The organism is Nocardia amamiensis NBRC 102102 (assembly GCF_001612745.1).
Lineage (GTDB): Bacteria > Actinomycetota > Actinomycetes > Mycobacteriales > Mycobacteriaceae > Nocardia > Nocardia amamiensis.
In genome coordinates this window covers 1-11,091 of sequence record NZ_BDBA01000281.1, presented here as the reverse complement: position 1 = coordinate 11,091, position 11,091 = coordinate 1, and the positions used below count along the sequence as shown (strand labels likewise).

Sequence of the window (11,091 nt, the reverse complement as noted above, 5' to 3'; positions counted from 1 at the left end):
CCAGTCCCAGCGCGCGGCTGCGGCCGACGTGCACGCCGAGCCCGCGCGCGACCTCGTCGCCGAGGCCGATCAGATTCAGTCCCGGCGCCGCTACTACCGCGAGCAGCATGCCGGCCGCCAGAAACGGCAGCACCTGCCAGAACACCGCGGCGTCGCGGCCCGCGACCGTGCCGACCACCCAGAACCGGTAGGTGTCCAGGGCGGTGGCGTCGAACAGCACGACGGCGTTCGTCATGGCCTGCAGGAACGCGGTCACGGCCGCGCCGGCGAGCACCAGGCTCAGCGGGCTCGCCTTCCCGCCGCCGACGGCCGATGCCCCGAACACCACCAGCCCGGCGAGCAGCGCTCCGGCGAACGCGAACCAGATGTACTGCTCCGGTCCGCTGAACGAGAACAGGTACACGCTCAGCGCCGCGAGGAAGGCCGCGCCCGCGTTCAGGCCGAGCAACCCGGCGTCGGCGAGCGGGTTGCGGGTGTAGCCCTGGATGAGCGCGCCCGCGATGCCCAGCGCCGCCCCGCAGACCAGCGCGAGTGCGGTGCGCGGAAGGCGCAGGCCGCGCACGATCTGTTCTTCGGTCGAACCGGCCGCGCAGGTGAAAGGTCCACCTGGACAGCTGAGTGCATGGTGGACGGCGTCGTACACGGTTCCCGGCGCGAGCGAGCGTGCGCCGACTGCGATACCGGCCACCACGGCGAACAGCAGCAGTGCGGTGGCGGCCAGGAGCCCGGCAAGACGACGCCGCCTCACGGTGGCAAGGGAGGTCACGGCGACGAAACTGCTCCTGAATCGGCGGTACGGTTGCTAAGTCTGGTAAGCCTAACCTATCTTTCGCTACCGACGGCGCACGGCCGAATGTCCGTGGCGACGCCAGCCGTTCCCCGAGGAGGTTCAGTGACCGAGCTCATCACCACGCCCCATCGACCGACGGTGGCGTTCGGACGCGCGTGTGCCAGGCTCCGCGCGCTGCAACCGGAGCATCCGCGGGTCTACGCCATGGCCGCGATGGCCGAGCAGGGCAAGCGGCGCTGGTGGCGACTGTCGGATGGCGTGCGCGAGGGCCGCGTCGAACTCATGTACCGGCGTCACGCAGCGGAGATGATCAGCGCCGGCATCGCCGCGGAAGTGGTTGCCACAGCGTTGATCCACGCCATCGCGGGGCGGGTGGTCGCGCTGCTCGTGGCGGAAGGGCGGGCGTGGGACCCCGGCCTGGAGAACCTCTGGATCCACACCGACAACGACGGCGGCATCGACTGGGCGGGTTTGTCGGACACCACCATTCGTGTGCTGGACGGCGATCCGCTGGCGGACGAACCGGGCGTGGTCGCCCTGCCCTGTGCGGAGGCGATGTACGTCTGGCTCGCGCACCGCTGTGAGTCCGCGTTGACAATCGTCCAGGAGAACCTGGTGCGCTGCTCCGGGCTGAGCCGCCCCAGGTTCTGGTCACTTGTCGTCGAATCCATCGCGGGCGCTTCGACTTACGTACCGGATCTGGCGCGGGCTGATTCCGCCGTCGGCGCGCGGCGCGGACAAGACTTGCTGACGGCGATGGCCGAGCGCGGACTGCCGGTGCGTCGCTCGGGGACTTGCCTAGTTAGGTAAGCCTGACCTACAATAGTGCTCGGCGTATGGATCGCGTGAGAGTCCCGAGGGCTGCGGTGACCCCCGATCCCTTGCCCGCGACGGGCTCCACCCATTGGTGGGGCCCGTCGCTCTGTGTCCGTGTGAACTATGTCGCGGAACTCCACTCTGGCGTGCCCGTCACTCCCAGGTCTACGCTGACGCCGACACGAACGTGAAACACGCCGAGTACCAGGGTATTCGACGTCCACCGTCGGTCCGTCGCCGCGTCCGTGTCGCGATCATCGATGCGCAGCGCCGCGCACCGCGTCCGAGCTGTCGACGAGGCCAGGTATGTGGTCACAGGCATTCGCGGTGGCTCACCGAGTAGTTCGAGGGGTGTCCAGTTTGCCCGGCATCAGACGATCCCGTTTTCGTTCGATCGCGGCCGTGTCGGCCGTCGCGGCAGTGCTTGTCTTCCCCGCCTGTGGGCGTGGCGAGCAGCCGGAACACAGCCGCGCGGACGTCCAGGGCAGTGCGCCCGCGCATGCCGGACCACACTGGGACTACGACGCGGACGGTCCCGACCACTGGGCCGACCTCGACCGGGACTACCTGGCCTGCAAGAGCGGCCACCAGCAGTCACCGATCGACCTGCCGAGTCACACGCGACTGGAGCCGTCCGAACACATCACCATCGACTACCACTCGGTGCCCGGCCTGACCCTGCGGAACACCGGGCACACCGTCCAGGCGAACCTCCCCGCGGGCAACGGAAATCGCATCGTGATCGACGGCGTGCCGTTCGACCTCGCGCAGTTCCATTTCCATCTGCCGAGCGAGCACACGCTGGACGGCGCGGGCACCACGATGGAAGTGCACTTCGTGCACAAGAGTGCGGCAGGCAAGCTGGCCGTACTCGGTGTGCTCATGCAAGCAACGCCGGACCCTTCGCCCTTCGACCCGTCCTCACGCTCGCGCCGGATGTCGTGGACGCCGAGACCACCGTCACGGGCCCGGTCGACCTGCGCGCACTCCTGCCCGGTGTCCTCGACCAGTTCCGGTATGAGGGTTCGCTCACCACGCCACCGTGCAGCGAGGGCGTGTCCTGGACGGTGCTCGGCAATCCGGTCCAGGTGGCGGCGGCAGGCGCGGACCGATACCGGACGCTGTTCGCGCACAGCAACCGGCCGACCCAGCCGTTGAACGGACGGACGGTCACTGTGGCAGGCGGATGAGGCCGCCGCGAACGGGGCTACCGGCTATGCGACAGTGATTGCATGACACAGCAGGAAACCCGGCAGGTCGGCTCGCTGGCAGGCGTCACGCCCGAGCAGATGAACGAATACAGCGAAGGCACCTTCGCCGACCTGATCGGCCTGCGTTACACCGAACTGACCCCCGACCGCGTGCGCGGCGAGTGGGTCGTCAAACCGCACCTCTACCAGCCTGCCGGCATCCAGAACGGCGGCGTCTACTGCACCGTCATCGAAACGCTCGCGAGCATCGCCGGTGGGATCTGGTTCGGCGATCAGGGCACGGTGGTCGGCGTCAACAACAACACCGATTTCCTGCGGGGGGTGCGCGAAGGCACGCTGACCGGCGAGGCCACCCCGCTGCATCGCGGCAGGCTCCAGCAACTGTGGCAGGTCGTCATCGCCGACGAGCAGGGCCGCACCGTCGCCCGCGGGCAGGTGCGGTTGCAGAATCTGCCGCATCGTTCCTGAGCGCGCTCGTCCGGCGACGGCGGAACGGCCGTGCCAGAATGTCCGTCACCCGCCCACTGTGACCCGGTGAGGAGCCCGGATGCGACTGTCACCGCATGAGCAGGAGCGCCTGCTGCTCAGCTACGCCGCCGAGTTGGCCCGGCGCAGGCGGGCACGCGGGCTGAAGCTGAACCATCCCGAGGCGGTCGCGCTGATCACCGACCACGTGCTCGAGGGCGCGCGGGACGGCCGCACCGTCGCCGAGCTGATGTCCTCCGGGCGAACGGTGCTCACCCGCGCTGACGTGATGGAGGGCGTGCCCGAGATGATCCCCGACGTCCAAGTCGAGGCGACCTTCCCGGACGGCACCAAGCTCGTCACCGTCCACCACCCGATCGGCTAGGAGGGCGCATGCGACACCAGCGGTCCCGAGGCGCGGCATGATCCCCGGTGAGTACTTCTGCGCCGAGGGCGTCATCGAACTGAACTCCGGGGCGGAGCGGATCGAGCTCGAGGTGGTCAACACCGGCGACCGGCCGGTGCAGGTCGGCAGCCATGTGCACTTCCCACAGGCGAACACGGCCCTGGATTTCGACCGCGACGCCGCGCACGGCCGGCGACTCGACATCCCGGCCGGGACCGCGGTGCGCTTCGAACCCGGCCTCGCGCAGCGGGTTTCGCTGATCCCACTGGGCGGCACCCGCGAGGTTCACGGCATCAGCCTGACCCCGCCAGGACGCTTGGACCGCGAGACCGAGGGATGGTGCCGCGATGAGTGAGCTGAGCCGGGCACGGTACGCCGAACTGTTCGGACCGACCACCGGAGACCGGATCCGGCTCGCCGACACCGATCTGCTGATCGAGATCACCGAGGACCGCAGCGGCGGGCCGGGCCGGGCCGGTGACGAGGCCGTGTTCGGCGGCGGGAAGGTACTGCGCGAATCCATGGGCCAGTCCCGCGCGACCCGCGCCGAGGGCGCCCCTGACACGGTGATCACCGGTGTGGTGATCATCGATCACTGGGGAATCATCAAGGCGGACGTCGGCATTCGCGACGGACGGATCAGCGCTATCGGGAAGGCGGGCAACCCCGACACTATGACGGGGGTGCACCCGGACCTGGTCGTCGGTCCCTCCACCGAGATCATCGCGGGCAACGGCCGCATTCTCACCGCGGGCGGCATCGACTGTCACGTGCACTTCATCTGCCCGCAGCTGATGGACGAGGCGCTCGGCGGCGGCATCACCACGCTGATCGGCGGCGGTACCGGACCGGCCGAGGGCAGCAAGGCGACCACGGTGACGCCCGGCGCGTGGCATCTGGCGCGGATGCTGGAGGCCACCGACGGCTGGCCGGTCAACATCGTGCTGCTCGGCAAGGGCAATACCGTCAGCGCCGAGGCCATGTGGGAGCAATTGCGCGGCGGCGCTTCCGGTTTCAAGCTGCATGAGGACTGGGGCTCGACGCCCGCCGCGATCGACGCCTGCCTCACCGTCGCCGATGCGGCGGGCGTGCAGGTGGCGTTGCACTCGGACACGTTGAACGAGGCCGGTTTCGTCGAGGACACTCTCGCGGCGATCGCGGGCCGCGCCATCCACGCCTATCACACCGAGGGCGCGGGCGGCGGGCACGCGCCCGACATCATCACTGTCGCTTCGCATCTCAACGTGCTGCCCAGTTCGACCAACCCGACCCGCCCGCACACCGTCAACACCCTCGACGAGCATCTGGACATGCTCATGGTGTGCCATCATCTGAGCCCGTCGATCCCGGAGGATCTCGCGTTCGCCGAAAGCCGCATCCGTCCGTCCACCATCGCGGCGGAGGATCTGCTGCACGACTTGGGCGCCATCTCGATGATCGGCAGCGACTCGCAAGCCATGGGCCGCATCGGCGAGGTCGTGCTGCGGACTTGGCAGACCGCGCACGTGATGAAACGCCGCCGCGGTCCGCTGCCCGGCGACGGCGCGGCCGACAACGCCCGCGTCCAGCGCTATGTCGCGAAATACACCATCTGCCCGGCCATCGCGCACGGCCTCGAGCACGAGATCGGGTCGGTCGAGGTCGGCAAGCTCGCCGACCTGGTGTTGTGGGAGCCCGCGTTCTTCGGCGTCCGCCCGCACGCCGTGCTCAAGGGCGGCGCGATCGCCTGGGCCGCGATGGGCGACGCCAACGCCTCCATTCCCACACCGCAGCCCGTACTGCCGCGCCCCATGTTCGGCGCAGCCCCCGGGCCCGCCGCCGCCACCTCCCTGCACTTCGTCTCCGAGCAGGCGATCGAGGACGGACTCGCCGACCGCCTGCGCGTCCACCGCAAACTCGTGCCGGTCCGCAACGTCCGCCGCGTGTCCAAAACCGACATGCCACACAACGACGCCATGCCGCACATCGAAGTCGACCCGGACACCTTCACCGTCCGCATCGACGGCGAGGTCTGGCACGAACAGCCCGCCACCGAACTCCCCATGGCCCAGCGCTACTTCCTCTTCTGACCCGCTCACGAGTGGCACATGGCTGCGGTGAAACGCGGAAAGGGTGCTCGCTGGTGTGCCACTCGCGCACGAATCGTGCCACTGGTCGGGCGGGTGCGGGAGGTCAGTGCCGGGGCGTGCCGGACGGTTCGAAATATGCTACGTCTGCAAGACGGACAAGACATTGCCCGCGGGGTCGGTGAACCAGGCGATCAGGGGACCGCCGCCGCGGTGGATGCCTTTCTCGTCCTGCTCGGCGAAGTCGTAGCGTTCGAAACGCACCTTGCGGCGGGCGAGTTCGTCGACGGCCGCCTCGATGTCGGGTACCGGAAAGTTCAATACCGTGAATGTCGCCGGGGTGTGGTCCGGTTTCGGGTACACCAGGACCGTGCCCCCGCCGCCGAGATGGAGCTCGAGCATGCCGTTCTCCTCGGAGACTCGGATGCCCAGCGTTTGGGTGTAGAACGTCTTGGCTGCCTCGATGTCGTCCACCGAGAACCCGCTGAACGCATTGCTGTCGGCAAGCATCACTGTGTCCTCTCGGTCATCTCGGCCCGATGCTGCGGGCTGAGCTGGATGATTTGCACGTAGTTGCCATCGGGGTCGATCGCGGTCGCGAACAGACTGCCGTCGCGGTCTTCGAGTTCGGCCAGCCACCGGCCTTCGAGGCCATTTATCCGATCAACTACCGCCCTGGCATCGTCCACGTCGACGTTCAGGATCAGCCGACCCGGCTCGGGGGTGGTGTCCCCGACGTCGTCGCGACTGTCGACCAGGACGTAGAAGCCGCCGAAGTCGAGTATGTCGTAGCCGGGCTTGCCGGGTGTGCGATCGACCTTCAACGCGAACGCCGTGGCGTACCAGTCACGCAGGCGTGCCGGGTTGGTGCTGGACAACAACAGGCTGCCGATGGTGGGTGTAGTCATATCCGGTAAGACGACACGAGGCCGACGAACTCATCGGTGAACTCCGAGCCGATGCAGGCCGGTATGGGATATGTCGGGTCTACTAGCTGCACGCTGGACGTGATCAGCCCGCACGGTGCAGGGCGGTAGCGATGATGTCTGAGCTATCGGCGTGCAGGGCCTGTGCCGCCGTCTGCCCGGTCGCGAGCAGGTAGGCGTCGACCAGCCTGTTGCCGACGGCGTAACCGGCTCCGGTGGGCAAGCCCACCGGAGCAGCGCCGAAGCGTTCGGCGATGGCGTCGCCGTGCACCCAAGCGGTGAAGTTCTGCATACCGGTCACGCCGAGTCCCGACACCACCTTGGCGAAGACCGCCTCGTCGCGCAGGTGTGGGACGCCGATGCGGGTGTGGCCGAGTTCGTCGCCGTAGAGCTGGCGGGCGAACGCGTCGGCCAGGCCTTCGGAGACCACGTGCTCGCCGACCGTGACGGTCATCGGGTTCCACACCACCCCGCCCGGGCTGTAGCGCAGGTTGTGGTTGAGCTCATGGACGGCGGTGGCCTCCAGCCGCTCCACATTCTCGGGGAAGGGCCACAGCGTGATGAGGATGTAGCCCGACATTCCGCCGTTTCCGGTGACGCCGAGGCTGGGACCCATGAAGTGGGCATCGCCGGGGTCGCCGAGCACGAACAGCACGGTGATGTCCGGGACCTCCAGTCCCGGCGTCGCGGCCAACTGCGTGGCGAGCGCATCGTCCAGAGCGCGCTGCATGCGCGCCCAGGCATCGGCCGCCGCCAGCGTCTCGAGTGCGTCGAGGCAACGGTCCTCGTCGCGGTCGAGGGGGAAGCCCGCCGATCGCCGGTGCATATCGACCAGGTCGACATCCCCGGGAAAGTAGCGGTACATGCCGCTGACGGGCTCGAGCATCGCGTGCAGCATGGCAATGCGATCCGCGGCCGACGCTCGCAGGATGTTTCGCATCGCCGAGTAGGTATCGAGAACGGTGATTGTCATGACCGCCGACACTAAACACTGACGCACGGTCGAGGTCAACCGAATAAATGGTCTACCGAGCCGGGCGGACCGCCACCCATTTCGCCGCGGACGAAGGCGGTGATTCACCTCGTGCGCCACCGTATCTCGGCGCACAAGGTCGTCCAGCGAACCGGCACCTCCCGCGCACCGTCGGGAAACGTGGGTGTTCAGCCTCAGTAGGCGATGAAGAGGATTTCGTCCCGCGAGTAGTCGTGGCCGGGGTGGTTTTCGGCGAGGTGGGCTTTCGTCTTCGCGACGAGGTCGTCCTCGTCGACGCCGGTGATGTGTTCGCCGCAGGGGCAGTTGAGCCTGGTCTTCATGTCGCCTCTTCGAGTCGCCTGTTCGTCTATGCCGCACATCATCATCCACTGATGCCGAAGTATCGACAACGCGGCCACCGAACCGGCCCGCGCGCGGCATCGAGACACCGGATGCCCTGTCGAACACCATCCGAGGCGGTAGCGGCGGACCGGGTCGCAGGGATAGCGGCAGATCAGCCGGTGCGAAACGCGTCGCGGAGCCAGGGCGAGCGGCGATGGTGGGGACGGGTCCGGTCGGCCCAGAGGGGATTGGATTCGTCGCGGCGGTAGGCCGCGAGCTGGCCCGCGATGGCGAAGCGCAGGCGGGTGGCTTTGCCGATCACCTCGCCATCGGTGGCCAGCGCCTCCGGGGTGGGCAACTGCACATACAGTTCGGGTAGTTGGCGCTCGCCATAGACCTTGCTGTGACCGATCGCGGCCAGCAGAAGCGCCAGCACGGCCCGGGTACGCGACCAACGCAGATCGGCGCGCAGCCAGCGTATGTCGAGCAGTCCGGCGTCGAGTCGGTCGCGGAAAGCGGGTACGGCTCCGTGCGGGTGGTAGGGGCCGTTGCCGACGAACAGGAACCACACCCGCTGCCAGCGGCCGTCGAGATAGATCTCGATCGGTTCGGCCTGGCGCAGGGTGACCACGAGCGCGGCGGCGAAGGCGGGCCATTTGCCCCAGCGCTGCTGCCATTTCTCCCGGAGCTGCACCAGGTCCGGGTAGGTGCCCAGGCTCGCGGTGTTGATCAGATAGCGAGTGCGCGAACCGGTCTCGTCGTCGTATTCGACGCTGGCGATGTCGACCGCGACCGCCTCGCCGACACCGGTGGCGTCGATCACCTCGCGCAGGTCGTAGACGCCGAGGTCGCGAGCGAAGTGATTGAGTGTGCCGGTGGGGATGACGACCAGCGGCAATTGGTGGTGCAGCGCGACCGCGGCCACCGCGGCCACGGTGCCGTCACCACCGGCGACGCCGACCGCGAGCACCGGCTCGGTGTGCTCGGCGATGGCCTGCTCGAGTTGTTCGGCACAGTCGAGATCGCGTTCGGTGCGCAGCACGGTGGCGGCGGGCAGAGCGGCGATGACGTCGGCAGTGGGGTCGTAGTTCGGATCGCCGGACACCGGATTCACCATCACCACAAGTCCTTTGCCTTCCACGAGCGTGGGTACCTCGCGGACGGGGCGGGCCTGCGCCTCGTCGGATTCGCGCACCGGCCACCAGCGCTGGGTGGCCAGGGCGATACCGGAACCGACAGCCGCCCCGACGAGCACATCGGAGCTCCAGTGCACGCCGGTGTGCACCCGGGAGTAGGCGACAGCGGCGGCAAGCGGGGCGACTACCAGTGCGGTGCGCGGACTTTCCAGCGCAACGGCCGTGGCGAACGCCGCTGCGCACGCGGCGTGTCCCGACGGGAAGGACGAGGACGTCGGGGCGGGCGACAACCGCCGGTGCACGGGCACGAGCTCGGCCGCCGGTCGACGCCGCGCGATGAGTGCCTTGAGCCCCGCGTTGACGGTGAGACTCGCACCCGCGACCGAGACGACGCCGCGCAGCGCCGCCCGCCGCGTCGCGCCCTTACGGGTAGCCAGTGCCGCCGCGAAGATCAGCCACAGCCCACTGAAATCAGCGCTGTTGGTCAGCCGCAACAGACCATGGTCGACCACCGAGGCAGGAAACTCGGCGACCGCGCCGCCGACCGCCCGATCGAATCGCCCGACTCTGTGGAACTTCCGGCGCACCCAGCTACTCACCCGCCCGAGATTACCGATCACCGTTCGAGTCTTCGCAATCCGAGCAGCGCGGGTAGTGGGGAACCCGGCGGCCCCTCTTCCATGGCGCTTGCCGGCGAAGACCCTCGGCCGAGGCTCGCCGAATCGGCTGTGCTCGGGGGGCGATGCAACATTTGCCGCTTACTCGCCGATGACTTGGCCGTGCAGGGGAATTCAAGTGTGCGCCAAGCGCCTTTCGCGCCGGGTTTCGGCGCCTACACCGTAGTCGATGTGGAGACTTCTGGGCTGCGGGCGTCGGAACATCGGGTGTTGTCGGTGGCGGCGCTGGCGTTGGATGCCGACGGCCGAGTCGCCAGGGAGTTTCACACATTGATCGATCCGGGATGCGACCCGGGGCCGGTGCACATACACGGGCTGACCGCTGAGGTCCTGCGTGGATCACCTCGATTCGAGCAGGTGTGCGAATCGCTTTCGGCGCTGCTGTCCGAACGCGTGATGGTTGCCCACAACGCACAGTTCGACTACCGATTCCTAGCCCGCGAATTCGGTAGGTCCGGCGCCGATATTCCGGTGGGCCGCCGGCTGTGCACGCTCGCCCTCGCGCGCCGCGTCGCGCCGCCCACCCCCGATTGCAAGCTCGACACACTCGCGACCTACTACGGCGTGCCTCGCTCCAAGGCCCATGACGCACTGGATGACACCCGTGTGCTGGCCGGTGTGCTGCGCGCGCTGGTGGCCGATGCGGCGCGGCTCGGCATCGCACCGCCGCTGCTGCGCTGCCCACCGAAAGAGAACTACCAGAGCGCGTGGGGTCGACCGACCGAGCGTACCGGCCCGAAAATGCCATGCCCCTATGTCTATCCGGGGCGGCTCGAAACCGGCGGCTCACTGGTACAGGGCATGAAGGTGGCCTTCACCGGTGATACCGCGACCGACCGGGACATTCTGGTCTCGCGCGCCGAAGCCGCTGGACTCGAGGTGATGAGCGCGGTCAGCGGGCAGACGAGTGTGCTGGTCACGAACGCGCCCGATTCGTCGACCGGCAAGGCGCGCAAGGCGATCGAGGTCGGCACGCCGATTGTCGGCGAGAGCAGGTTCCTGCGGCTGCTGGAGCACGTCGAGCCGGGCAGGCGCACAGTCGAGCGATCGCGGCGGGACGCCTCGCCGCGCACGCCGACCGCACGCGTGCTCGCCCGTCCTTCCGGGCCCCTCGCGGGACGCCGAGTGCTGGTGCTGGGCGGAACGCACGAACAGGCTGTCGATGCGCGGGCGCGCGTCGTCGAGCTCGGCGGCTCGGCGGCGGTGAACATGTCCGCGAGGGTGACCGACGTGCTCGTGCTGGCGGGCGGGCGCAGCGACCGTCGCTACCCGAAGGCGGTGGA

General features: G+C 68.5%; 13 protein-coding genes and 1 pseudogene. 8 read left to right on the top strand and 6 right to left on the bottom strand.

What is annotated here, in order from left to right:
- On the bottom strand, positions 1–766 hold a 766-nt coding region (locus tag NA4_RS35245), incomplete at its 3' end, for a FecCD family ABC transporter permease (protein WP_067479911.1).
- A 126-nt stretch (positions 767–892) separates the two neighbouring features.
- Here NA4_RS35245 and NA4_RS35240 point away from each other — a divergent pair.
- From NA4_RS35240 to NA4_RS35215, 7 genes and pseudogenes are all read left to right on the top strand, one after another.
- Positions 893–1,600 carry a hypothetical protein gene (locus NA4_RS35240; RefSeq protein ID WP_067479909.1) on the top strand — a complete coding sequence of 236 codons (708 nt, stop codon included), beginning with the start codon at positions 893–895 and terminating at the stop codon, positions 1,598–1,600.
- Positions 1,601–1,912: 312 nt separating this feature from the next.
- Positions 1,913–2,434, top strand: a pseudogene (locus NA4_RS43910) (carbonic anhydrase family protein); the annotation flags it as partial.
- A gap of 113 nt (positions 2,435–2,547) precedes the next feature.
- Positions 2,548–2,796, top strand: a complete 249-nt coding sequence (locus tag NA4_RS43905; RefSeq protein WP_169811184.1) for a carbonic anhydrase family protein — start codon at positions 2,548–2,550, stop codon at positions 2,794–2,796.
- 99 nt (positions 2,797–2,895) lie between these two features.
- Positions 2,896–3,285 (top strand): PaaI family thioesterase, encoded by a 390-nt coding sequence (locus NA4_RS35230; RefSeq protein WP_373862867.1) that lies wholly within the window; start codon positions 2,896–2,898, stop codon positions 3,283–3,285.
- Positions 3,286–3,364: 79 nt separating this feature from the next.
- A complete protein-coding gene (locus tag NA4_RS35225; RefSeq protein WP_067479907.1) occupies positions 3,365–3,667 on the top strand; it encodes an urease subunit gamma in 303 nt (100 codons plus the stop codon).
- Positions 3,668–3,704: 37 nt separating this feature from the next.
- Positions 3,705–4,043, top strand: coding sequence for an urease subunit beta (locus NA4_RS35220; RefSeq protein WP_067479906.1), 339 nt, complete (start codon positions 3,705–3,707; stop codon positions 4,041–4,043).
- Positions 4,036–5,757 carry an urease subunit alpha gene (locus tag NA4_RS35215; RefSeq protein WP_067479901.1) on the top strand — a complete coding sequence of 574 codons (1,722 nt, stop codon included), beginning with the start codon at positions 4,036–4,038 and terminating at the stop codon, positions 5,755–5,757. The genes NA4_RS35220 and NA4_RS35215 overlap by 8 nt, the downstream gene beginning before the upstream one ends.
- Positions 5,758–5,895: 138 nt before the next feature.
- Here the strand turns inward: NA4_RS35215 and NA4_RS35210 are convergent, their stop codons facing one another.
- The 5 genes from NA4_RS35210 to NA4_RS35190 form a co-directional block, all read right to left on the bottom strand.
- Complete coding sequence (locus NA4_RS35210; RefSeq protein WP_067479899.1) at positions 5,896–6,264, bottom strand: VOC family protein; 369 nt, start codon at positions 6,262–6,264, stop codon at positions 5,896–5,898.
- Positions 6,264–6,662 carry a VOC family protein gene (locus NA4_RS35205; protein WP_067479897.1) on the bottom strand — a complete coding sequence of 133 codons (399 nt, stop codon included), beginning with the start codon at positions 6,660–6,662 and terminating at the stop codon, positions 6,264–6,266. Before NA4_RS35205 ends, NA4_RS35210 begins: the two co-directional genes overlap by 1 nt.
- A gap of 103 nt (positions 6,663–6,765) precedes the next feature.
- Positions 6,766–7,653, bottom strand: a complete 888-nt coding sequence (locus NA4_RS35200) for a DUF2268 domain-containing putative Zn-dependent protease (RefSeq protein ID WP_067479916.1) — start codon at positions 7,651–7,653, stop codon at positions 6,766–6,768.
- 194 nt (positions 7,654–7,847) lie between these two features.
- On the bottom strand, positions 7,848–7,994 hold the full coding sequence (locus tag NA4_RS35195; protein ID WP_067479913.1) for a DUF1059 domain-containing protein: 147 nt from the start codon (positions 7,992–7,994) through the stop codon (positions 7,848–7,850).
- A 173-nt stretch (positions 7,995–8,167) separates the two neighbouring features.
- Entirely contained in the window at positions 8,168–9,730 is a 1,563-nt protein-coding gene (locus NA4_RS35190) for a bifunctional phosphatase PAP2/diacylglycerol kinase family protein (RefSeq protein WP_245671734.1), read from the bottom strand.
- Positions 9,731–9,928: 198 nt separating this feature from the next.
- On the opposite strand from NA4_RS35190, the gene NA4_RS35185 reads away from it, so the two are divergent.
- A partial coding sequence (locus NA4_RS35185; RefSeq protein ID WP_281180098.1) for an exonuclease domain-containing protein occupies positions 9,929–11,091 on the top strand: 1,163 nt, incomplete at its 3' end.